Source organism: Polynucleobacter sp. JS-Fieb-80-E5, from assembly GCF_018882015.1.
Lineage (GTDB): Bacteria > Pseudomonadota > Gammaproteobacteria > Burkholderiales > Burkholderiaceae > Polynucleobacter.
Genome location: NZ_JACVPH010000003.1, coordinates 83,848 through 107,559, shown reverse-complemented (window position 1 = coordinate 107,559; position 23,712 = coordinate 83,848). Strand labels below are relative to the sequence as shown.

Here is a 23,712-nt window from a genome sequence, read left to right as displayed (position 1 = left end):
TTCTTAACCTTCTGAACCTGTTGCCTGCGCAACGGTATGCATATCCTTATCACCACGGCCAGAGAGGTTGACCAAGATCGTCTTGTCTTTAGGCAAGGTCTTAGCAAGCTTGCAGGCATAGGCAATAGCATGAGATGACTCGAGCGCGGGAATAATGCCTTCAATCTGACAGCAATCATGGAATGCTTGGAGCGCCTCTTCATCTGTAATCGCCACATAGTCTGCGCGACCAGAATCTTTTAGCCATGCATGCTCAGGGCCAACGCCTGGGTAATCCATGCCAGCAGAAACAGAATGTGTTTCAGAGATCTGGCCATTCTTATCTTGCAATAAATAAGTACGGTTGCCGTGTAACACGCCAGGCGTACCAACGCACAAAGCTGCTGAATGCAAACCACTTCCCAGACCATGTCCTGCAGCTTCAACACCAACGAGTTTCACTTCCGGGAAATCAATATAAGGATAAAAAATACCCATCGCATTAGAGCCGCCGCCAACACAAGCTAAAACATAGTCAGGTTGACGACCGGTCATCTCTGGCATCTGTACTTTGCACTCTTCACCAATCACACTCTGAAAATCTCTCACCATCATTGGATAAGGATGTGGTCCTGCGACGGTGCCGATGATGTAGAAGGTGTTATCCACATTCGTCACCCAATCGCGCATCGCTTCATTGAGCGCATCTTTCAGGGTCTTGGTACCAGATTCCACTGGAACTACCTTTGCGCCAAGTAACTTCATGCGGAATACGTTTTGCGCCTGACGGGCTACGTCCACAGAGCCTTGATAGACCGTGCAGTCTAAGCCAAAGCGAGCGCAGATCGTTGCTGTAGCAACACCGTGCTGCCCTGCCCCTGTCTCAGCAATAATGCGAGGCTTACCCATGCGCTTGGCCAACATCGCTTGACCAATCACGTTATTAATCTTGTGTGCGCCAGTGTGATTTAAATCTTCACGCTTCAGGTAGATTTGTGCACCACCCAGCATTTCGCTCCAACGCTTAGCGTGATAAACCGGTGAAGGTCTACCAACAAAATGTTTAAGCTCGTAATGAAACTCTTCAATGAATTCTGGATCGTATTGATACTTTGCATAAGCTTCTTTAAGCTCATCTAAGGCAAACATCAATGTCTCAGAAACAAACACGCCACCGTAAGGACCGAAGTGTCCTCGTGCATCTGGCTTGTCGTACATAGCTACCTCTTTTGATTTATCTACAGCAAATTATTGGGATGATGCTTTGGCATCCGCTGCGCGCACTGCTTGAACAAATTGGGCCATGAGCGCAGGATCTTTAACACCCCTGCTGCTTTCTACGCCACTACTGACGTCAACCGCGCAAGGATGCAGGCGTGCAATGGCCTCGCCCACGTTGTGCGTGTTCAATCCACCACTCAAAACGACCCGAGGCGCGTTTTCGCTTACCCATGTCTGTGGAATCCCCTGCCAATCAAAAGGAACGCCCCCGCCACCGTATCCCTCAACCAGGGCATCCAGCAGAAAAGCGTTTGCATCCCCATATTGTAGGGAAAAATCGTCAAAAGCGAAGCCAGTTCCTACACGAGCAGCCTTCATCCAAGGCTCGCCTGCAGCAAGCTGGGCACAGCGCTCTGGGGTCTCATCCCCATGAAACTGCCATAAGGTGATCGAGGCGGCAGCCCGAATTGCGGCAAATTGCTCATCTGTAGCATTTACAACCAATCCAACGGCATCTACCCCTGCTGGGAGCCTAGAGATAAGTTGGGCTGCGATATTGGGGCTCACAGCCCTCACGCTAGGGGGATAAAAGACGAAGCCAACAGCGTCCACCCCCGCAGAAACAGCGGAATCGATGTCAGCAGCCGTTTTTAAGCCACAGATTTTGACCCTAGTTCGGTCCGGAGAATATGTCAGTAAGCCCATAAATGAATGATAAGGCCAAGGGCCTTTATTTCCCTTGCGCTCTCTTTTGTTTCCCAATGACCTGATCTGGCAGCCAGGAGTTTTCCAACCAAGGCTGGGGGATGGCAAATTCGTCCGGATAAGTGATTTTGGCCAAATACAGGCCATCGGCCATAAAAGTAGGAGCGGCGATTTGTCTATTCTTAGCAGCCAAGACTTCGGCCATCCACTCCGGCTTTTGTCTACCCTGACCAATTTGCAAAAAACAGCCGACTACATTGCGGATCATGTGATGCAAAAAAGCATTTCCCCGAATTCGGAAATACAGCCATGGTTGCTCAGAAATAATCTCAATGGAGTAAATCGTTTTAACCGGTGTTTTGCTCTGGCACTCGGATGAGCGAAAAGAACTGAAGTCGTGTTCGCCAATCAAGCACTCAGCTGATTTTTTCATAGCCTCGACATCAAGCCATTGATTTTGGGGTACCAGTAAGTAACCTGCGCGTGAGTGCGACATCGGCGAACGACAGGGCCCCGCTTGCAAGGCATAAATATATTCGCGCTCATAAGCAGAGAAGCGCGCACTGAACTGATCAGAAACTGGCTTTGCCCAGTTAATAACAATCGATGGCGGCAAGAATGAGTTCACACCCCTTACCCATGAAAAGTCTTCACGCTCAACATTAGTATCAAAGTGCACAACCTGCCCTAAGGCATGAACACCGGTGTCGGTTCTTCCTGCAGTAATTGTATGAATGGGATGTTCTGCACAAGCCTGCTCACCAACAAAGGCTGTAATCGCCTTTTCTAATTCATCTTGTACTGTGTTGTGATTAACTTGGGTTTGCCAGCCGGAATAGGGGCTGCCGTCATACTGAAGGCCAAGGGCTATGCGCATGGTTTAGGTATTGCGGTGCGAGATCTCTGCCAACAAGCCTTGCGCTTCAATGGTGATTTCCGGATCAACAGAATTACTAATACGAAGCACTTCATCCAAAGAATTTTTAGCTGCAGAGAAATCTTCAATCGTGATGTAAGCACGCGCTAAATTCAATTTGACACGCAAGGTATCTGCAAGTGGATTTGACGCTGGGGTAGCAGTTATTACGGGGACCTCTTCTGCGGGTTTTGAAAGATCAAGATCAATACCATCAAACAATGCCTTTGCGCGAGCTGGCATTTCAAAATGAGCGCTGGTTGCAGGTTTCTCATCTTTAACAGCATGATGTACATCCGCATGAAAGCTTGGCGTCTCTGAGCGACGCGCATTACGAGCTAAGCCCCAGAGCAATAAACCAGTGAAACCTATTAAGGTTACAGCCAGTATCGCTGGTCCCAAGCCACCTAGGCCAAAGTTATTGTCGACTGCTTTTTTCCCCTTAGATTTGTCCAAGAGTTTTTGCAAGTCGGTAATATTCTTTTCTAACTCAGCAACACGAGCTTTAGTCTGCTCCAGCATCTTCTCTTGGGCTACTAACTCTTCCGTGTAGCGACGTTCTTGCTCATTGCCCTCAGCGCTTGAACCAATCTTCAGACGATCCTTAGGAGATGCTTCAGTCGTTTTAGAGTTCGTAGATTTTGATACGCTTGAGACCCCGTCCTTGTCCTCGCGCTCTTGACGCCATTGCTGATTAGCATCTGTAACAAACTGATTTGCCTCTGCCGGACTAATGGAGCGTAGCAGCGCTTGGCTTGGCTTAGATAACTCAACGCCAGCAGCTAAGCGATTGATACTTCCACTGGCAAACGCATCGGGGTTAGCTTTATACAAAGCCATCATGGTTTGATCTAAGGTTGCACCATCCAATTGGGGCGCAAATATAACAGCAATTTCAGATAAGGCCTGCCCAGGCTTTACTGTTACCTTCTGCACGTCACCGAGTAACAATGTAAATGTCTTAGTAAGGCTACCGCTGGACCAATTCAGATTGACCAATACATCCAAAAATGGATCATCGGCCATCGGAACTGAATTCACAGTCTCGACCAACACCATGAGTTGTTCTTGGCGATTACGGTAAACCATCGCCTGTGGATTCAATTCTAGAATCTTTTGGGAAATGCCTAAGCGCTCATAAGATGCCTTGTTAGGCATTACCACATTCAGGCTAGATAAAGCACCTTGCTCATCCGCTCTAACTCGAATAGGGATCTCTACTCGTAATGGCTCACCAGGGCGGGACTGAAGTTGCGGAACGCCTAAGGTAATAGCGTTAGCAACGGATGTCCAGCCAAGCAAAACAACACATAGGAGCTTTAAGCCGAGGTGGTTTGTCGTAAACATAAACGGTGGATTACTTCTCAAGCAGAATGCAAAGCATGCGGCGCAATGGCTCAGCAGCACCCCATAAGAGTTGGTCGCCAACAGTAAAAGCGCCCAAATACTCTGGGCCCATTGCCATCTTATGCAAACGGCCAATAGGTACAGTCAATGTACCGCTGACAGCAGCAGGAGATAAATCACGCTCGGTAGTTTCACGATCATTCGGAACTACTTTGACCCACTGATTATCTGCAGCCAAAATCGCTTCGATTTCTTTCAGTGGAATATCTTTTTTGAGCTTCACAGTCAAACCTTGTGAATGGCAACGCATCGCACCCACACGAACGCACAAACCATCGATTGGAATACTGCCAGGTGTGCGGAATGCAGGACGACCTAAGATCTTATTGAACTCAGCGCCACCCTTCCACTCTTCTTTAGTTTGACCATTTTCAACAGGTACATCGATCCATGGAATCAGGCTACCCGCTAAAGCGGTGTTACGGAAATTCTTTTTCGGAAAATCAGCAGAACGCAATGTCTCAGTAACCTTGCGGTCAATATCGAGAATCCAAGAGGATGGATCAGCCAACTCAGTAGCTACGCTGTCACGCAAAGCACCCATCTGCAGCAATAGCTCGCGCATGTTTTGAGCGCCAGCACCAGAAGCTGCTTGATAAGTCATAGCGCTAATCCACTCAACCATGTCAGCCTTAACCAAGCCACCCATAGCCATCATCATCAAACTCACAGTGCAATTTGCACCAATCCAATTCTTCCCACCAGCGGCTAAAGCCTTATCAATCACCGAGCGATTAACAGGATCTAAAACCAATACTGCGTCATCCTTCATACGCAATGCACTAGCAGCATCAATCCAGTGACCATTCCACCCTGCTGCACGCAACTTAGGGAAGATGTCATTGGTGTAATCGCCGCCCTGGCAAGTCAAGATGATGTCGCAACGTGACAATGCTTTGATGTCATTCGCATCTTGCAAAGTGCTTTCGCTCTTAGTCACTTTTTGACCATTGAGCAAAGGCACCTCTCCACCCGCTTGGCTAGTACTAAAAAATACAGGCTCGATCAGATCGAAATCTTTTTCAGCCAACATTCTCTCCATGAGAACGCTACCAACCATACCGCGCCAGCCAACCAAACCAACTAAAGGTGTTTTTGAATTTGCCATGATGAACTATCTAGTGAATGTGTTTGTTTTGTTTCTTTTTTTTGCTTCTACTTATTTCTAGTCAATATCTTACGCAAGCGCTGCAACTACAGCATCGCCCATTTCAACCGTTGATACTTTTTTCGTACCTTCGGTATAAATATCGGCAGTACGCAATCCTTGTGCCAATACTTTCTGCACAGCTTTTTCAATGCGATCCGCTTCTGCAGGCATGCCTAATGAATAACGCAACATCATTGCCGCAGACAAAATGGTTGCCAATGGATTGGCGATGCCCTTGCCAGCAATATCCGGTGCAGAACCATGGCTAGGCTCATACAAGCCCTTATTGTTCTTATCTAAAGATGCAGATGGCAACATGCCGATAGAGCCAGTCAACATCGCAGCTTCATCAGACAAGATGTCGCCAAATAGATTGCCGGTTACCACCACATCAAATGCTTTAGGCGCTTTAACTAACTGCATTGCAGCGTTATCCACATACATATGCGATAACTCAACATCTGGGTAGTCTTTAGAAACCCGAATCATGACTTCACGCCAAAGCTGAGAAGTCTCTAATACGTTTGCCTTGTCTACGCTGCACACTTTTTTACCGCGCTTGCGTGCTGCCTCAAAAGCAACATGTCCAATGCGCTCTACTTCTGGCTCGCTGTAATGCATAGTGTCAAAACCTTCACGAGCGCCCTTGAACAAGGGCAACTCTGAAGTGCGAATACCGCGTGGCTGACCAAAGTAAATATCGCCATTGAGCTCACGCACAATCAAGATATCCAAGCCGCCAATGATTTCTGGCTTAAGGCTGGATGCAGCAGTGAGCTCTGGGTAACAAATGGCTGGCCTGAAATTAGCAAACAACTCGAGGTGTTTACGTAAACCCAAGATAGCCTGCTCCGGACGTAGTTCACGTGCAAGCGTGTCGTATTTCCAATCACCTACTGCGCCAAACAAAATAGCATCCGCTTTTTTAGCGAGCTCTAGGGTGGCTGGTGGCAAAGGATGTCCAGCGACGTCATAAGCTGCTCCGCCTACGGGAGCTTCTTCTAAATCAAACTTTGGGCCAAGCGCTTGGAGCACTCGAACAGCTTGAGCAACGATTTCCGGGCCGATACCATCGCCCGGTAGAACTGCAATTTTCATGAAAGGCCCTTAAATCAACTAAATTACGGCAATTGTGTCGCAAGCCAAGGCATTTTTAGAATGCGCTCGGCTTCATAAGCCTTGATTTTATCTGCATGTTGCAGGGTTAGGCCAATATCGTCTAAGCCGTTAAGAAGGCAATACTTTCTAAATGGGGCCACTTCGAAGCTATAAGCAGTGCCATCGGGGGCAATAACCTGCTGTGCCGCTAGATCAATTGTTAATTGATAGCCGTTAAACGCTTGGGTTTCATTAAAAAGATGATCAACCTGCATTTCAGTCAAGACAATCGGCAAAACACCGTTTTTGAAGCAATTGTTGTAGAAGATATCTGCAAAACTAGGCGCAATCACCGCTCTAAAGCCAAATTGATCCAAGGCCCAGGGTGCATGCTCACGGGAACTGCCGCAGCCAAAGTTCTTACGAGCCAACAGAATGCCAGCACCTTTGTAACGGGGTTGATTGAGAACAAAGTCTGGGTTAATGGGACGTGTACTGCAATCTTGACCAGGTTCACCATGATCGAGGTAGCGCCATTCATCAAACAGGTTTTGACCAAAGCCAGTCTTCTTGATTGATTTTAGAAACTGCTTCGGAATAATGGCATCGGTATCCACGTTCTCGCGATTAAGCGGAGCAACTAAACCTTTGTATACCGTAAATTTTTCCATGATTCGACTTTTACTCTATTTACTCTGAATGTTTACTTCACAGGGGTAATAACAACATCCTTACCCTTGGTTTGAGATTGATTGTTTTGCTGTGTATTACTTGATCCACCCATGGAAGTTCCCATGTTCTGCAAGTCTTTACCAACACCTTCCATAGTGCTGCTACATGCAGAAATAATGAATCCAGCGATGCCAATAATTGCGAGTCTAGAAATTAAACAAAGTGAAGAAAATTTCATTAATTAGTTTCCTTATGAAATCTTACGTACGTCAACAAAGTGACCTTCGATCGCTGCAGCAGCTGCCATCGCAGGGCTAACCAAATGTGTGCGGCCACCATTGCCTTGACGACCTTCGAAGTTGCGATTCGATGTTGAGGCACAACGCTCTCCTGGCTCCAAGCGATCGGCATTCATCGCCAAGCACATTGAGCAACCAGGCTCACGCCATTCAAAACCAGCAGCCTTGAATATACGATCCAGACCTTCACGCTCTGCTTGCGCTTTGACTAAGCCAGAACCAGGAACAACTAACGCCAACTTCACATTAGCAGCTACTTTCTTACCTAGACGATCGACCACCTTAGCAGCAGCACGCATATCTTCAATGCGACTGTTAGTGCATGAGCCGATAAATACTTTATCCACAGAGATACTGCTTAGAGGAGTGTTTGGCGTAAGGTTCATGTACTCCAAAGCACGTTCCATTGCGGAGCGCTTGTTTGGATCACGTTCTTTTTCTGGGTCAGGAACACGCTCACTAATCGCAAGCACCATTTCTGGTGAAGTTCCCCAGGTAACCTGTGGAGCGATTTCTTCTGCACGCAATTCAATTACGGCATCAAACTTTGCATCAGGATCTGAATGCAAGGTTCTCCAATATTGCAAAGCTTGCAACATCGCTGGGCCCTTAGGCGCATATGGACGACCCTGAATATATTCAATTGTAGTTTCATCTACAGCAACTAAACCAGCGCGCGCGCCAGCTTCAATCGCCATATTGCAGATAGTCATACGACCTTCCATTGAAAGGTTGCGAATGGCTTCGCCAGCAAACTCAATGGTGTAACCCGTACCGCCTGCAGTACCAATCTTGCCAATCACAGCGAGAACGATGTCCTTAGCAGTAGAGCCTGGTTGCAAGCGACCAGCAACACGCACCAGCATATTTTTGCTCTTCTTCATGAGCAAAGTTTGGGTTGCCAATACGTGCTCGACTTCCGAAGTGCCAATACCAAACGCCAAAGCACCAAAAGCACCATGCGTACTAGTATGCGAATCACCACAAACCACGGTCATGCCAGGCAAAGTTGCACCCTGCTCTGGTCCGATGACATGAACAATCCCTTGGCGGGTGTCGTTCATCTTGTATTGGGTAATCCCGAAGGCATCGCAGTTTTGATCCAAAGTATCTACTTGCAACTTGGATATCGGATCAGTAATTCCTTCGGAGCGATCAGTCGTTGGTACGTTGTGATCAGAAACTGCCAAATTAGCGGAGATACGCCAAACTGGACGACCAGCCAAATTCAAACCTTCAAATGCCTGAGGACTAGTTACCTCATGCAGCAATTGACGATCAATATAAATCGTGGCTGTGCCATCCTCTTCAGAGTAAACAACGTGGTCATCCCACAATTTGTCATAAAGCGTACGAGACATGAGAGACCTTAGATACCTTATTTACGAACAGAGATGTTTGGAACCTTACGCGTTGTTTCGCCTACGTATAACTGACGTGGACGACCAATTTTGTATTCAGGATCAGTAATCATTTCTTCCCACTGAGCAATCCAACCTACTGTTCTTGCCAAAGCAAAAATACAGGTGAACATTTCTGTTGGGATCCCTAGAGCACGTTGAACGATGCCAGAGTAGAAGTCAACGTTTGGATAGAGCTTACGGCTAACAAAGTACTCATCTTCCAAAGCAATCTTCTCAAGAGTCATGGCCAACTTGAATAATGGGTCATCTTGCAGACCAAGTTCATTCAATACTTCGTAGCAAGTTTCACGCATCAACTTTGCACGTGGATCAAAGTTTTTGTAAACACGGTGACCAAAGCCCATCAAGCGAACGCTTGAGTTCTTATCTTTTACTTGAGCGATGAATTCATGAATCTTATCTACACCGCCACTAGCCTGGATCTCATTTAACATTTGCAAGCAGGCTTCGTTAGCACCGCCGTGTGCAGGGCCCCAGAGGCAAGCAATACCAGCAGAAATAGCAGCAAATGGATTCGTGCCTGAAGAACCACACAAACGTACAGTTGATGTAGACGCATTTTGCTCATGGTCTGCATGTAAGATAAAGATACGATCTAAGGCGCGTACCAATACTGGATTTACTTTGTACTGCTCACATGGCGTTGCAAACATCATACGCATGAAGTTTGCAGTGTATGACAACGAGTTATCTGGATAAATAAACGGTTGCCCTACGGAATACTTATAAGACATTGCAACTAGGGTTGGCATTTTTGCGATCAAACGAATTTGCGCCACTTCACGCGCCTTTTCATCGGCATAGTCGATCTCGTCATGATAGAACGCAGCCATTGCACCAACCAGGCCAGTTAATACAGACATTGGATGTGCATCACGACGGAAGCCACGCAAGAAGAATTGCATTTGCTCATGAACCATGGTGTGGTGAATCACCATTTCATCAAAAGCTTTTTTCTCGGCAGGGTTTGGCAAGTCACCATTGATCAACAGGTAGCATACTTCCAAGAAGTCACAGTTATTAGCTAAATCTTCGATTGGGTAGCCGCGATAGAGCAACTCACCCTTATCGCCATCGATGTAGGTAATTTTGCTATTACATGACGCAGTAGATAAGAAGCCTGAGTCATAAGTGAACTTACCAGTCTGACCATAGAGCTTACGAATGTCGATTACATCAGGACCCACTGTCCCTTTATAAATTGGCAGATCAATATCTGGTGTGCCATCCGAAAACGAGAGTTTTGCTTTGATGTCCGATTCAATCATTTCTAATCCTTAGTCATTCAAAATTATGATTAATACACTATTCAACCATGCGTCTATAACGCTACTGCACCAAAAAGCTGAATTACTTCTCTCTCAGCCTTTGTAAAACCATCTTGAAAGAGTCTGTTTGCATCTCTTTCTCCAGGCTGGCTATAGAGTCTTTACGACCAATCAATAAATCCATCAAGTCGTTGTCATCTAAAGCTAATAACTGGCTTAAAACTTTTCCATCTTCTACGCTTAATTGAGTGCCGTAACGCTCAAAGAAACGCTGCAGAATTAAATCGTTCTCTAGCAAGCCCCTACGAGCATCACTCTTTAAACGATATAACTCTGCATTGCCGAGGGTCATACTGCCCTACGAACCATCAACTCCTTGATCTTGCCAATTGCCTTCGTTGGATTCAAGTGCTTAGGACATACATCTACGCAATTCATGATCGTGTGGCAACGGAATAGGCGGTATGGGTCTTCTAAATTATCCAAACGCTGATTGGTATCTTCATCACGGCTATCCGCAATAAAGCGATAAGCCTGCAGTAAACCAGCTGGGCCAACGAACTTATCTGGATTCCACCAGAAAGATGGGCATGAAGTTGAGCATGATGCGCATAAGATGCACTCATACAAGCCGTTCAACTCTTCACGCTCTTCAGGACTCTGAAGACGCTCTTTTTCAGGAGGTGGATTTTCGTTTACCAAGTAAGGCTTGATTGACAAATACTGCTTGAAGAACAAAGTCATATCGACAATTAAATCGCGCACGACTGGCAAGCCAGGCAATGGGCGCAATGTGATGACCTTAGGCAAAGTCAACATATTAGTCAAACAAGCCAAACCATTTTTACCATTGATGTTCATAGCGTCTGAACCGCAGACGCCTTCACGGCATGAGCGACGATAAGAAATCGTCTCATCTTGCTTCTTCAAAGAAATCAAAGCGTCCAACAACATACGCTCACCAGTGAGTTCTAACTCATAACGTTGCATGCGTGGAGCAGCATCGACATCTGGATCGTAGCGGTAAATTTCGAATATACGGATATCACTCATCTTCTATCTCTTTTGCTTAGAAAGTACGTTCTTTAGGAGGGAAGGACTCAACAGTGAGGGGCTTCAAGACAACCGGCTTGTAAGAAAGCTTATTTCCCTCGCTGTACCAAAGGGTGTGCTTCATCCAATTCTCATCATCGCGCTCTTGATGGTCATCATGCGAATGTGCACCACGACTCTCTTTACGAGCTGCAGCAGAAATCATGGTTGCATTTGCAGTTTCGACCAAGTTAGCCACTTCCAAAGCCTCAATACGTGCTGTATTGAAAATCTCGGATTTGTCTTTAAGCCACAAGTTATTGGCGCGCTCTGTCAATTTAGCCATTTGACGAACACCTTCGTCCATCAACTCTTGATTACGGAACACACCAGCATATTTCTGCATGCACTTACGAATATCATTTGCAACGTCTTGCGCGTACTCACCTGAAGTTGAGTTATCCAGCTTCGCAATACGCTCCAATGTTTGCTCACCAGCATTCGCAGGTAAGGGCTTGAACTCGCGATTTTTAAGATCTAGGCCAACAATGTGGTTACCGGCTGCGCGACCGAATACCAAGAGGTCGAGCAATGAGTTAGTGCCTAAGCGGTTCGCACCGTGTACGGATACACATGAACACTCACCAATTGCATACAAACCATTGACGATTTCATTGTGGATACCATTTGCAGGAACAACCACTTGACCATTGATGTTCGTTGGAATGCCGCCCATCTGATAGTGAATCGTAGGCACTACTGGAATTGGTTCTTTAGTGACATCAACGTTCGCAAAGTTAATACCAATCTCATAAACAGAAGGTAAACGCTTCATGATGGTCTCGGCACCAATGTGTGTCAGATCGAGTACAACATAGTCACCGTTAGGACCGCAACCGCGCCCTTCTTTAATTTCTTGGTCCATACAGCGGGATACGAAATCGCGTGGGGCCAAATCTTTATAGGTTGGCGCATAACGTTCCATGAAACGCTCGCCATCTTTGTTACGCAAGATACCGCCTTCACCGCGACAACCTTCTGTCAACAACACGCCTGCACCAGCTACGCCAGTTGGGTGAAATTGCCAGAACTCCATATCTTCCAATGGAATACCTGCGCGAGCTGCTAAGCCCATACCGTCACCGGTATTAATAAACGCGTTAGTCGATGCATCCCAAATACGTCCTGCACCACCAGTTGCCAACATCACAATCTTGGCTTCCAAAATATAGACCTGGCCTGTTTCCATTTCGAGTGCAGTAACGCCAACAACATCACCTGCATCATCACGAATTAAATCTAGCGCCAACCACTCTACAAAGAAGTTTGTTTTAGCGCGCACGTTACGTTGATACAAGGTATGCAACATGGCATGGCCAGTTCGGTCAGCAGCAGCACAAGCACGTTGCACAGGCTTCTCGCCATAGTTTGCTGTGTGACCACCGAATGGACGCTGATAAATCGTGCCATCTGGGTTACGGTCAAATGGCATGCCGAAGTGCTCTAACTCATAAACAACTTTTGGAGCTTCGCGACACATGAACTCGATCACGTCTTGGTCACCTAACCAGTCAGATCCCTTGATGGTGTCATAGAAGTGATAGTGCCAATTGTCTTCACTCATATTGCCTAATGAAGCACCGATACCCCCTTGGGCAGCAACTGTATGTGAACGTGTTGGGAATACCTTAGTTAATACAGCAACATTCAAGCCGGCTTCAGCCAACTGTAAAGATGCGCGCATACCGGAACCACCTGCCCCAATAATCACCGCATCAAAACGGCGGCGTGGCAATGATTTTTTAATTGCAGTCATCGAATTACACTTTCCACAAAATTTGCACAGCATAGGCTGCACAGGCTACTAGATACAAAACGGTTAACACTTGCAGTGTCAAACGAATGCTGACGGGCTTGATGTAATCCATCCAGATATCACGGATACCAATCCAGGCGTGGTAAAACAGACTGATGAACGCCAAGAGCGTCAACAACTTCATAAATTGGTTGCTGAACAAAGCAGACCAACCTTCATAAGTAGCGCTGCCAGTAATGCAATAGTCCACTAGCAAAACAATCGTAAATACCACCATCACTATCGCAGTAGCGCGTTGGATGATCCATTCTTTAAGGCCGTAGTGCGCGCCCACAACTAAGCGCTTTGGTCCAATTTGATAAATAGGCATGAAATTTCCTTAAATGATGTGCGCTTAGTACAAGCCGAATAATTTGAGACCAACAACTGCGGTCAAAGCCAGGCCCAAGCAAAACACAAAGATAGCTGAGCGGTTTGCATCCACTTTTTCAACACCAATTTCTAAGTCCAATAGGAGATAGCGAATACCAGCGCAGAAATGGTGCAAGAAACACCAAATCAATCCAAGGCAAATAATTTTCACCAGCATATGACCAGTAATTGCTTGGAACTTTTGATAGCTCAATTCTGAGGCTAAGCTTTGGTCTAGAAGATAAAGCAAGAAAGGTAACATTAAAAACAATGCTGCTCCGCTAATACGGTGAAGAATCGACACCTTACCCGCCCAAGGGAGACGGTATTTAATCAACTGGGCAAGACCAATATTTCGGTAAACCGGTCTATCTTTTTTTACATTTTGCTGTGAATCAACCATGGGTAATCTCTATCTTTAGGTGGAGGTTCATTGTGGTTTTGTTGTGTCGCAACATATTCTATTGGAAACCTTAAGTCTGGTGGGGATTTTTACGGGTTTATAGGGGTTTAATAGGGGTTTTAACGGATATGTTCATCAACGCACTTAGTTCAATTTGTTTTCGTAATGCTGCTCTGAAGTGTCGTATCTAGCGTGACGAATTTCTACTGGCTTATTCCCGTAGGTGAAAGCTACCCGCTCTACAGAAAGGATTGGCGCGCCTTCTTCCAGATGCAGATGTTTTGCCAGCATTTCATCAGCAGCTACTGCCTTAATTTTTTCTTCTGCGCGCACCATATGGGTGGCGTAGTGCCCCTCATAGAATGCATATACAGGACCATGCCATGCATTCAGCGCCTCAAGATCTAAGCCCTTAAAACGAGCTCCGGGTAGAAAAATCTCTTCAAAAACAATGGGCTTTCCTGCAAAACTCTGAACCCGGTCGATATGAATAATCGAGTCACCTGCCTTTAATTTGAGCAAATTAGCCACGTAAGCCGTAGCTTTAATCTTTTCGCAGGTCAAAAACTGGTTGGTCAGGTGAAATTTCTCACCAGAATCCGGGGCTAAGCGTAAAAAACGATATTGCCAGTCGTCTTCTTGATGGGTGGCGACAAAGGTGCCCTTGCCTTGGCGGCGAACCAGTAAATTTTGGGCAGCTAGTTCATCAATGGCTTTACGGACAGTCCCTTGACTCACGGCATAACGGGCTGCGAGCTCCATTTCACTGGGAATAGCCATCCCTGGAAGCCATTCCGAGGCTTGCAAACTAGCCAAAATCATCGCCTTGATCTGTTCGTACAGAGGGCTAAATGAGGCAACAGGCAAATTCACATCAGACAAATTAACTCCAGGCCGTGTCAATTGGATAAAATTCAAGGTAATTCTAGTCTTATATAAGACATCATTGACAGTGTAAAGCTAAAGTCCCTACACTTGAATGGATAATAGAAAAGTTTTCTTTATTTAACCCAATTAACCTTCCTTTGGAGTTCTCAGTAATGGCAAAAGCCCCAATGCGTGTCGCTGTAACCGGTGCAGCCGGTCAAATCGGATATTCCCTTTTATTCCGCATCGCCAATGGCGACCTGCTGGGCAAAGATCAGCCCGTCATCCTGCAATTACTTGAGATTCCTGATGAAAAAGCTCAAAAAGCCTTAACTGGCGTCATGATGGAGTTGGAAGACTGCGCATTCCCGCTATTGGCAGGTATGTCAGCGCACTCTGACCCAATGACCGCTTTTAAAGATATCGACGTTGCCCTTTTAGTTGGCGCACGTCCACGTGGTCCCGGCATGGAGCGTAAAGACTTGCTCTCCGCTAACGCACAAATTTTCACAGCTCAAGGCAAAGCATTGAATGCCGTTGCTAAGAAGACTGTAAAAGTATTGGTTGTTGGTAATCCAGCAAATACCAATGCGTACATCGCCATGAAATCTGCTCCAGATATTCCTGCGAAGAATTTCACAGCCATGTTGCGCCTGGATCACAACCGCGCCCTCTCACAATTGGCTAGCAAGTTAAACAAGCCGGTAGCTGATATTGAGAAATTGGTTGTATGGGGCAACCACAGCCCAACAATGTATCCAGACTATCGCTTTGCAACGATCGATGGCAAGTCAGTCAAAGACTCTATCAACGATGCAGCTTGGAACAAAGATGTATTTATTCCAACTGTTGGTAAGCGTGGTGCAGCCATCATTGAAGCGCGTGGCCTGTCTTCTGCAGCTTCTGCAGCCAATGCGGCGATTGATCATATTCATGATTGGGTTCTCGGCACTAACGGTAAGTGGGTAACGATGGGCATTCCTTCTAAAGGCGAATACGACATTCCTGCTGAAGTGATTTATGGCTTCCCAGTAGTTTGCGAAAACGGCGAATATAAAATGATCGAAGGTTTAGAGATCGATGCATTCTCCCGTGAGCGCATGACCCACACCCTGAATGAATTACTCGAAGAGCAGGCTGGCGTTAAGCACTTGCTCTCATAAGGAAAACTAGATGAAGAAAAACCTTCTCGCCATTAGCCTTGTACTTGCTAGCACTTTAGGTGCTGCAAATGCATTTGCTGATGAAGAAGCATTTACTTGGACCTGTCAAGAAAGCAAGCAGTTCAAAACTGCTGGCTCAACTGAAAAGATCCGCTTAACTTGGGAGTCCAAGACTTATGATTTGGATCGCCAAACTTCATTGCCGGGCAGCCTTCGTTACAAAAATACCAACTCTGGTTACGATCTAGTGGTATTAGGTAACAAAGCAATGTTATTCAACATTAAAGCAGGTGTACGCCTTGCCGATTTCTGCCAAACAGCAGATATGAGATCTGGTAAGTTGCCACACTTGTTTGCTGGCGCAGAACCTTTTGTGCAGAATTAATTTCTCACACTGCATCAAATAAAAAAGCCGAGACTTCTCGGCTTTTTTATTGCATACCTCTTTGTTTATCTAGTGAAATAAAGGCTGCTGTGATGGCGCGTCATCGGGCATCTCAGCGTGGACTGCTTCACCTGAGCGATCTGGAAATAAAGGGGCACCACAGTCATCGCAGAGCTCGGGGTCAAATAGCATCGCATGACGGAATACATCCTCTACCCCCGCATCATGCAAGGCGTCACAAATCTTCTTAATCGGACTCTCATCTTCTGAGAGGTCATTCAAAGCGTCACTTGCCACACTTTCTCGGTCATATAGTGGCCAGATCACTCCATACATCACCTCTGACGACCCTTTTGCGCTGAACGAAATTCGGTACTCATCTGCCTGCTCTTCACCAAAGGCGCCGACCACACAAGATAAGCCAGCTGGCAGAATGCCCAAGGTGCTTTCCAGGAAATTGACTGCTGCGCGAATACTCAAAGGCCTCACATGCTTATCCGCTAAACGGCAGTTCGTGAAATACGCCTCTGGCAAGAGAAGCTCAAACTCGCAACCGGGCAATAAAGATGCAATTGGCTCTTGCATAGCAGTTTGCCAACCAATCAAGCTCACACCACGCTCCTGACGAGCTGGTGGCTCTGCCTGCCAACGAAATATTGGCGAACCAGTAGGCGCACTTAAGGCGGCAATAATAAAACGGGGGTCTGCTAAAACGGCAATTGTTTCTGACATGTCGCGCAGCTCAAGCTTGACGTCTTTTCCGGAGATTGCAGCTGTTGCTAAAGCTTCGGTCAGTATGCGGGTTTGACAATGGGAATGCGGCATTTGATCAATGCTGTAAAGCCAAGGAACAATGGCTATGCGCGTGTCAGTTGAAGCGATAGCGCTTTGTAGGGCCTGAGCAGTTGACTCAATAATATTGACAGGCAATGGCCCAGATGGAATCTGATAACGAGTATGCGCAACGATCGGCATTGCTAGTAACAACACATCCCACTCCTGCCCTTCATGCTCAACCCTCAATGACTCAGCCAACGTTTCGGCAATATCGGCAAGCACTTCAAAGGCTACCGTATTGATACGAAAGGTTTGATCTAAGGTGGCATCAATCACGTTTTGATTTTGACTTTTGAGCAAGCGCATTAAGCGCATGTTCAGACGCTCTTCCCAGAAGCGATCCTCGATCTGACTGCCAGATGCGGCCAAAGAAATAGCGTCAGCTACCATCTTCTCCACTTCTGGAGAATTTCGTTGCGATGCTTTAGTGCGATGCACGGCCATTATTTTCTTTCTGCCCTTCTAAATACAGGCTTATCTACTTTTGATTCAGCGGCATAGTACTTGTAACCATCTAAATTAAAGCCCTTTAAATCAGCGGGATCAGTAATACGATTCTCAACCACATAGCGAGCCATCAAGCCTCGGGCTCGCTTGGCATAAAAAGAAATAATCTTGTACTTGCCATCCTTAGCATCCTGAAACACCGGGGAAATGACCTGGCAATCCAATTCTTTAGGTTGGAGCACCTTGAAATACTCTTCTGAAGCCAGATTAAGTAGGGCTGGCTTCTTTTGCTTTTCTAGAACCTTCTTGATGGAATCAGTTACGCGACTCCCCCAGAATGCATAAAGATCCTTACCTCTGGCGTTTTTGAATGAGGTGCCCATTTCTAGGCGATAAGGCTGCATCAAATCCAGAGGCTTCAGCGCACCATAAAGGCCGGACAAAATTCGGATGTGATCTTGGGCAAACTCTACTGCTTTGGCATTCAGGGTTTTAACGTCAAAACCATCATAGACATCCCCATCAAAGGCATAGATCGCCGGCTTACTGTTTTCTTCTGTGAATTTCTTGGACCAATCCCGGTAGCGACCGACATTCAGAATGGCCAACTGATCGGATAAACCCATCAATTTAGCAATGTCTTGCGGTGCTAGCTTCTTGAGATCAGCAATGAGCTTGGCTGATTCCGAGACAAACTCGGGCAAAGTCGGTGCCTTGACCTTGGCGGGGGTCTTGTAATCCAAGGATTTAGCAGGTGAAAGAACGATCAGCATGGCACAATTTGTTTATGTATTTTTACCATTCTAGCGACTACCGGATATATCCGCTGTAAAAGACCGATCATTACCCCTGCCCTCATGAACCCGCTAGAGACACCCTCTTTTCCAAGTCGCCTACCAAAAGTTGGAACCACCATCTTTACGGTGATGTCCTCCCTGGCCGCAGAGCATCAGGCTATTAATCTTGGGCAAGGCTTTCCGGATTTTCCATGCGACAGAAAACTGATTGCTGATGTGAATGCCGCCATGATGGCAGATCACAATCAATACCCACCTATGGCTGGAGTTGCAGAGCTTCGTCATGGCATTAGTCAGAAGATCAGCCGTTTATATGGTCACCACTACGACGCTGATACTGAAATCACGATTACTGCAGGTGGCACACAGGCCATATTTACAGCCATACTCTCTTGCGTTGGTCCTGGCGATGAAGTCATCATCATCGAACCTGCCTTTGACTGCTACCGACCTGCAATAGATTTAGCTGGGGGTAAAACGATTGCCATTTCATTGCAGGTTGTGCGTGATGAATCAGGACAAGTGGCTTCGTATCAAATTCCGTGGGATGTATTAGCAAATGCTATCAACCCTAAAACGCGACTCATTTTGATTAACACTCCGCATAATCCGACTGGCATGGTGTGGGATACATCAGATCTTGATCACCTAGCAGCCTTAGTTCGCGATACTTCCGCTTTGATTCTGAGTGACGAAGTCTATGAGCATATGGTCTATGACGGCACCAAGCACCATAGCATCTCCTCTCATCCAGAGTTAGCAGCTAGGAGCTTTCTAGTTTCTAGCTTTGGCAAGACCTATCACGTCACTGGTTGGAAAGTGGGTTATGTAGCTGCGCCATCTGCGCTAACAAAAGAGTTCCGCAAGGTGCATCAGTTTAATGTATTTGCGGTTAATACTCCCATGCAATATGGCTTAGCTACTTATCTTGCAGATGAAAAACATTATTTAAATCTTCCCGCCTTTTATCAAGCTAAGCGAGACTTTTTTAGGGCTGGTTTAAGTAAAACCAAATTTAAATTGCTTCCTAGTCCCGGTAGTTATTTTCAATGCGCTGATTACTCCGCGCTGGGAATACCTCAGACTAAATTGAACGAGGCGGATTTTTGTAAATGGCTTACCAGTGAAGTTGGGGTAGCTGCCATTCCAGTTTCTGCTTTTTATGAACAACCTACCGAGTCTGGCGTCATTCGTTTTTGTTTTGCAAAGCAAGAGCAAACACTCGCCAATGCCTTACAGCGCTTACAAAATTTATAGAGGAAAAAAAAATGGCAACCCCAAAATCAAAACAGGTGATTGATGTTTACAGTTGGCCAACCCCAAATGGCCATAAGGTCCACATCATGTTGGAAGAATGCGGCTACCGCCTAGGTCGCGACTGGATTGCTCATCCGATTGATATTGGCGCCGGCGATCAATTTACGCCTGAGTTCCTCAGGATTAGCCCCAACAATAAGATTCCAGCAATCGTTGACCCAGATGGTCCAGACGGAAAATCGATCAATGTCTTTGAGTCTGGCGCCATCCTTCTCTATTTAGCAGGTAAGACTGGCAAGTTCTTACCCCAGAGCACCCGCGGTAAGTACGAGGTGCTGCAATGGCTGATGTTCCAAATGGGTGGCCTTGGCCCCATGCTTGGGCAAAACCACCACTTCAGACTCTACGCACCTGAGAAAATTGAATACGCCATTAATCGTTACACCAATGAAGCCAAGCGCATCTATGGTGTATTGGATGGTCAACTGAAAGATAATCCCTATATTGCAGGCAAAAGCTATTCCATTGCTGATATTGCGATTTATCCATGGACTCGTAATTGGAAAAATCAAGGCATTGAAATCAATGATTACCCGCATTTCAAAAAGTGGTTTGAAAAGATTGGTTCACGGCAAGCAGTAATACGTGGTTGCGAGGTATTAACCGCATTACGCAAACCCTTGCACGATGACAAGGCTAGAGAGCAGTTATTTGGTTCCACCCAATATCAAAAGAGGAAATAAGATGAGTATTCAATCAGTAGGCGTCATTGGTGCGGGCACTATGGGCAATGGAATTGCACAAGTGTGTGCGGTTGCAGGCCTTGATGTCGTGATGGTTGATATTAATGAGGCAGCAGTACAACGCGGTCTTGAGCAAATCAGCAAGAGTTTGGATCGTCTTGTCAAAAAAGAAACGCTAACTGTTGAAGCAAAGGAAGCTGCACTCAAACGTATTAAAGGAAGCACTTCTTATGCTGACTTTAAAGGCTTGGGATTGGTGATTGAAGCAGCAACCGAGAACCAAGCAATTAAAGAAAAGATTCTCAAGCAAGTAGACGAGATCGTGAGCAAAGACACTATCATTGCCACAAACACCTCCTCCCTATCGATTACCAAGCTAGCGGCACTTGACTCAAACCCTGCCCGCTTTATTGGCATGCACTTCTTCAACCCACCACCCCTAATGGCCTTAGTGGAAGTCATTCGTGGCTTGCAAACTAGTGACGCTACCCACGCTGCCATTATTGAGATGGCTAAGCGTGTTGGCAAAGAGCCAATTACTGTTAAAAACTCACCTGGCTTTGTGGTGAATCGCATTTTGCTACCCATGATTAATGAGGCTTTCTTTGTTTTATCAGAAGGTCTTGCTAGTCCAGAAGATATTGATGCTGGCATGAAGTTAGGCTGCAATCAACCGATTGGCCCACTAGCCTTAGCAGATCTCATTGGTCTTGATACTTGCTTGGCAGTGATGGAAGTCTATTTTGAAAACTTCAGCGATTCCAAATACCGCCCTTGCCCGTTGCTTCGTGAAATGGTTGCCGCTGGATATCTCGGTCGCAAAACAGGTCGCGGCGTATACACCTACGATAAATAATTTCATTCACAACCCCTTAACCTAGATATCGTCATCGTGAACCCCATCCCACCTTTAGTTCGCAAACTTGGCTATGCTGGTCTTATTCCATTTATTGGGCTAGCCCTCATGGTGCAATTAGCGCCAACACCCGTAAATTATTTAAGCGCTGAATCTTTGGCGGGTTATGGTGCCGTGATTACTTCCTTTATGGGGGCTTTGCATTGGGGTGCCAATTTACATCTTCTAGGTAAGGCACCTGCTGGTGATCGCTGGGAAGACCGTAATGCATGGATCTGGGGTGTCATCCCCGCTTTAGTGGCTTGGTTAGCGCTTCACATTTATATTCCAGTGGGCTTACTTATTTTGGCTTCCACTCTAATCATTCAGCGCAATATTGATCAGAACACCTATCAATATTATTTTGCCGACGAAGCCGCCCGCTCTGCTTTTATGACCATGCGCAATCGTTTGACCTATATTGCTGCTGGATGCCTAACATGGGCATCTTTAGTCATTCTTTTTATTCAAGCATGATGCAATGAGCAGTCTTTTTGATAGCGCACCTCCTCCACCTTTAGCGGAAGCACTGCGTCCAAAAACGATTGAAGAAGTCATTGGGCAAGCCCATTTATTGGCTAGCGGTAAACCACTCAACCTCGCTTTTGCCTCTGGCAAGCCACACTCCATGATTTTATGGGGGCCTCCCGGTGTTGGTAAAACTACTCTGGCACGTCTGTCTGCAAAAGCATTTGATCGAGAATTCATCGCAATCTCTGCAGTCTTGGCTGGCGTTAAAGAAATCCGTGAAGCGATTGAGCAAGCCCAGCGGAACATGGATCAGTATGGCAAACAAACAATCTTATTCGTAGATGAAATCCACCGCTTTAACAAAAGCCAGCAAGACGCCCTGCTGCCCCATGTGGAATCAGGCTTATTTACCTTTATTGGCGCCACTACCGAGAACCCTTCGTTTGAAGTGAACTCAGCACTGCTATCACGTGCTCAGGTATATGTATTGAAGTCATTGACTCCAGAGGAGTTGAAGTTTCTCTTTGAGCGTGCACACCAACATGCAATGCCCGATGTTCAATTTAAATCTAGCGCCATCGATGCACTCATTTCTAATGCTGATGGTGATGCACGACGTCTTCTGAATCTAGTTGAACAAGTGCGCAATGCAGTGCTGACACCCAATGCTGAAGTGAAAGTAGTTGATCAGCAATTTATTGAGAATGCTCTAAGTGCTCAAGCGCGTCGCTTTGATAAAGGCGGCGATCATTTCTATGACCAAATCTCTGCCTTGCATAAATCGGTGCGCGGATCTAATCCAGATGCAGCCTTGTATTGGTTTTGTCGCATGCTCGATGGTGGGGCCGATCCCCGTTACCTAGCCAGACGCATTATTCGGATGGCATGGGAAGATATTGGCCTGGCAGATCCAAGAGCGATGCAATTGGCTAACGATGCAGCGCAGACCTATGAAAGACTAGGATCCCCTGAGGGTGAGTTAGCTCTTGGGCAAGCAGTAGTCTATCTTGCCGTTGCCTCAAAAAGCAATGCAAGCTACAACGCTTTTAATGCTGCTCGCGCTTATGTAGCAAAAGATCAATCCAAACCCGTTCCGAATCATCTGCGCAATGCACCCACTAAGTTAATGAAAGAGCTTGGTCACGGCAAGGAATATCGCTATGCCCATGATGAGCCGCATGGCTATGCCGCTGGTGAAACCTATCTGCCAGAAGGCATGAAGGAGCCGCATTGGTACGAACCAGTTGAGCGTGGCCTAGAGTCGCAGATCAAAGAAAAACTAGCATTCTTAAAGAAGCTCGATGAAGAGCACAAGAAAAAATAAGGCGATATGAGTACAAAGATTGCAGCTACTTTTTATTACGATATTGTTTCCCCGTTTGCTTATCTGTACACCAAGCAAAGACAGCGTCTTGAAAGCAAGCTAGAGATTAAACCTATTCCTATTCTGCTGGGTGGCCTGCTCAGAGCTTCTGAAAATAAGGGTCCAGGAGAAGTTGCTGCCAAACGCCCACACACCTATCAGTTTTGTGTATGGCAGGCGGAGAAGTTAGGTATTCCGTTTCGCTTTCCAGAACATCACCCCTTTATGACAGTTGCTGCACAACGTCTTCTCGTTGAACAGAATGCCGATTGGGTGATGGTTGAGCGTGCTTTTGATTATGTTTGGGCGGAAGGTAAAGACCCCAACCTATCTTGGCCAGAATTTTGTAGTCATTTAGGGCTTCCCGCAGATACACCTAAACCTGAAAATCCAGAAGTGAAGGCAAAGCTGATCGCTAATACCAATCAAGCAAAAGCCGATGGCGCCTTTGGAGTGCCGGCCCTGATAGTGAATCAACATTGCTTTTGGGGTGTTGACACTATTGACTGGACACTGGACTACCTTGCTAGACCCAACATGTTCACAGAGGCCTCATATGCCTATGCCAGCAATGTGCCTAATGGGCTTATTTAGCTAAAGATTGAAATACTACAAGTAAGGTATTCTTTGAATCATTAAAAGAAAGTGCCAACTGGAGAAAGTGCAAGTGAAAAAACTAATTTGGA

The 23,712-nt window shown here is 46.2% G+C and carries 26 protein-coding genes; 8 read left to right on the top strand and 18 right to left on the bottom strand.

The features are described 5' to 3' along the window. Window positions 1-3: 3 nt before the first annotated feature. From trpB to ICN44_RS05330, 16 genes are all read right to left on the bottom strand, one after another. The gene (trpB, locus tag ICN44_RS05405; RefSeq protein ID WP_216191411.1) at window positions 4-1,197 is read right to left on the bottom strand and encodes a tryptophan synthase subunit beta; all 1,194 of its coding nucleotides are present in this window, start codon (window positions 1,195-1,197) and stop codon (window positions 4-6) included. A 30-nt stretch (window positions 1,198-1,227) separates the two neighbouring features. After that, on the bottom strand, window positions 1,228-1,905 hold the full coding sequence (locus ICN44_RS05400) for a phosphoribosylanthranilate isomerase (protein WP_216263038.1): 678 nt from the start codon (window positions 1,903-1,905) through the stop codon (window positions 1,228-1,230). 25 nt (window positions 1,906-1,930) lie between these two features. Continuing rightward, window positions 1,931-2,782 (bottom strand): tRNA pseudouridine(38-40) synthase TruA, encoded by an 852-nt coding sequence (gene truA, locus ICN44_RS05395; protein WP_216263037.1) that lies wholly within the window; start codon window positions 2,780-2,782, stop codon window positions 1,931-1,933. 3 nt (window positions 2,783-2,785) lie between these two features. Beyond that, window positions 2,786-4,168: a FimV/HubP family polar landmark protein gene (locus ICN44_RS05390; RefSeq protein ID WP_216263036.1), complete on the bottom strand. Its 1,383-nt coding sequence runs from the start codon at window positions 4,166-4,168 to the stop codon at window positions 2,786-2,788. A gap of 10 nt (window positions 4,169-4,178) precedes the next feature. Then, the gene (gene asd / locus ICN44_RS05385) at window positions 4,179-5,336 is read right to left on the bottom strand and encodes an aspartate-semialdehyde dehydrogenase (protein WP_216263035.1); all 1,158 of its coding nucleotides are present in this window, start codon (window positions 5,334-5,336) and stop codon (window positions 4,179-4,181) included. A 69-nt stretch (window positions 5,337-5,405) separates the two neighbouring features. Next, the gene (gene leuB / locus ICN44_RS05380; RefSeq protein ID WP_216263034.1) at window positions 5,406-6,476 is read right to left on the bottom strand and encodes a 3-isopropylmalate dehydrogenase; all 1,071 of its coding nucleotides are present in this window, start codon (window positions 6,474-6,476) and stop codon (window positions 5,406-5,408) included. Window positions 6,477-6,499: 23 nt separating this feature from the next. Next, entirely contained in the window at window positions 6,500-7,147 is a 648-nt protein-coding gene (gene leuD, locus ICN44_RS05375) for a 3-isopropylmalate dehydratase small subunit (RefSeq protein ID WP_215363275.1), read from the bottom strand. Between the two features lie 32 nt (window positions 7,148-7,179). Beyond that, complete coding sequence (locus ICN44_RS05370) at window positions 7,180-7,386, bottom strand: hypothetical protein (RefSeq protein WP_216263033.1); 207 nt, start codon at window positions 7,384-7,386, stop codon at window positions 7,180-7,182. A gap of 12 nt (window positions 7,387-7,398) precedes the next feature. Beyond that, window positions 7,399-8,808 (bottom strand): 3-isopropylmalate dehydratase large subunit, encoded by a 1,410-nt coding sequence (gene leuC / locus ICN44_RS05365; RefSeq protein ID WP_216263032.1) that lies wholly within the window; start codon window positions 8,806-8,808, stop codon window positions 7,399-7,401. Between the two features lie 17 nt (window positions 8,809-8,825). Then, window positions 8,826-10,139, bottom strand: coding sequence for a citrate synthase (gene gltA, locus ICN44_RS05360; protein ID WP_216263031.1), 1,314 nt, complete (start codon window positions 10,137-10,139; stop codon window positions 8,826-8,828). Window positions 10,140-10,221: 82 nt separating this feature from the next. Then, a complete protein-coding gene (locus tag ICN44_RS05355; RefSeq protein ID WP_216263030.1) occupies window positions 10,222-10,491 on the bottom strand; it encodes a succinate dehydrogenase assembly factor 2 in 270 nt (89 codons plus the stop codon). Further along, the gene (locus tag ICN44_RS05350) at window positions 10,488-11,192 is read right to left on the bottom strand and encodes a succinate dehydrogenase iron-sulfur subunit (protein ID WP_215392479.1); all 705 of its coding nucleotides are present in this window, start codon (window positions 11,190-11,192) and stop codon (window positions 10,488-10,490) included. The genes ICN44_RS05355 and ICN44_RS05350 overlap by 4 nt, the downstream gene beginning before the upstream one ends. Before the next feature lie 16 nt (window positions 11,193-11,208). Next, on the bottom strand, window positions 11,209-12,987 hold the full coding sequence (sdhA, locus tag ICN44_RS05345) for a succinate dehydrogenase flavoprotein subunit (RefSeq protein WP_216263029.1): 1,779 nt from the start codon (window positions 12,985-12,987) through the stop codon (window positions 11,209-11,211). A gap of 4 nt (window positions 12,988-12,991) precedes the next feature. Further along, entirely contained in the window at window positions 12,992-13,357 is a 366-nt protein-coding gene (gene sdhD, locus ICN44_RS05340) for a succinate dehydrogenase, hydrophobic membrane anchor protein (RefSeq protein ID WP_216263028.1), read from the bottom strand. 24 nt (window positions 13,358-13,381) lie between these two features. Beyond that, window positions 13,382-13,801 (bottom strand): succinate dehydrogenase, cytochrome b556 subunit, encoded by a 420-nt coding sequence (gene sdhC, locus ICN44_RS05335; RefSeq protein ID WP_216263027.1) that lies wholly within the window; start codon window positions 13,799-13,801, stop codon window positions 13,382-13,384. A gap of 144 nt (window positions 13,802-13,945) precedes the next feature. Then, window positions 13,946-14,674, bottom strand: a complete 729-nt coding sequence (locus tag ICN44_RS05330; RefSeq protein ID WP_370624879.1) for a GntR family transcriptional regulator — start codon at window positions 14,672-14,674, stop codon at window positions 13,946-13,948. A 167-nt stretch (window positions 14,675-14,841) separates the two neighbouring features. On the opposite strand from ICN44_RS05330, the gene ICN44_RS05325 reads away from it, so the two are divergent. Both ICN44_RS05325 and ICN44_RS05320 read left to right on the top strand, forming a co-directional pair. Then, entirely contained in the window at window positions 14,842-15,831 is a 990-nt protein-coding gene (locus ICN44_RS05325) for a malate dehydrogenase (protein WP_072582234.1), read from the top strand. 10 nt (window positions 15,832-15,841) lie between these two features. Then, complete coding sequence (locus tag ICN44_RS05320; protein ID WP_216263025.1) at window positions 15,842-16,216, top strand: hypothetical protein; 375 nt, start codon at window positions 15,842-15,844, stop codon at window positions 16,214-16,216. Window positions 16,217-16,285: 69 nt separating this feature from the next. Here ICN44_RS05320 and ICN44_RS05315 read toward each other — a convergent pair whose 3' ends face one another. Both ICN44_RS05315 and yaaA read right to left on the bottom strand, forming a co-directional pair. Next, on the bottom strand, window positions 16,286-17,497 hold the full coding sequence (locus ICN44_RS05315; protein ID WP_216263024.1) for a DUF2863 family protein: 1,212 nt from the start codon (window positions 17,495-17,497) through the stop codon (window positions 16,286-16,288). Further along, entirely contained in the window at window positions 17,497-18,273 is a 777-nt protein-coding gene (gene yaaA, locus ICN44_RS05310) for a peroxide stress protein YaaA (RefSeq protein WP_216263023.1), read from the bottom strand. The genes ICN44_RS05315 and yaaA overlap by 1 nt, the downstream gene beginning before the upstream one ends. 84 nt (window positions 18,274-18,357) lie before the next feature. Here yaaA and ICN44_RS05305 point away from each other — a divergent pair, with 84 nt between their 5' ends. Genes ICN44_RS05305 through ICN44_RS05280 form a run of 6 tightly spaced genes read left to right on the top strand, consistent with a single transcriptional unit; the run spans window position 18,358 to window position 23,620 of the window. Then, on the top strand, window positions 18,358-19,554 hold the full coding sequence (locus ICN44_RS05305) for a pyridoxal phosphate-dependent aminotransferase (RefSeq protein WP_216263022.1): 1,197 nt from the start codon (window positions 18,358-18,360) through the stop codon (window positions 19,552-19,554). Window positions 19,555-19,589: 35 nt separating this feature from the next. Continuing rightward, on the top strand, window positions 19,590-20,297 hold the full coding sequence (locus ICN44_RS05300) for a glutathione binding-like protein (RefSeq protein ID WP_216263221.1): 708 nt from the start codon (window positions 19,590-19,592) through the stop codon (window positions 20,295-20,297). Window position 20,298: 1 nt separating this feature from the next. Continuing rightward, window positions 20,299-21,153, top strand: coding sequence for a 3-hydroxybutyryl-CoA dehydrogenase (locus ICN44_RS05295; protein WP_216263021.1), 855 nt, complete (start codon window positions 20,299-20,301; stop codon window positions 21,151-21,153). 36 nt (window positions 21,154-21,189) lie between these two features. Then, window positions 21,190-21,669, top strand: coding sequence for a DUF3429 domain-containing protein (locus ICN44_RS05290; protein WP_370624871.1), 480 nt, complete (start codon window positions 21,190-21,192; stop codon window positions 21,667-21,669). A 4-nt stretch (window positions 21,670-21,673) separates the two neighbouring features. Next, on the top strand, window positions 21,674-22,987 hold the full coding sequence (locus ICN44_RS05285) for a replication-associated recombination protein A (RefSeq protein WP_216263020.1): 1,314 nt from the start codon (window positions 21,674-21,676) through the stop codon (window positions 22,985-22,987). A gap of 6 nt (window positions 22,988-22,993) precedes the next feature. Next, entirely contained in the window at window positions 22,994-23,620 is a 627-nt protein-coding gene (locus tag ICN44_RS05280; protein WP_216263019.1) for a 2-hydroxychromene-2-carboxylate isomerase, read from the top strand. Window positions 23,621-23,712 lie beyond the last annotated feature (92 nt).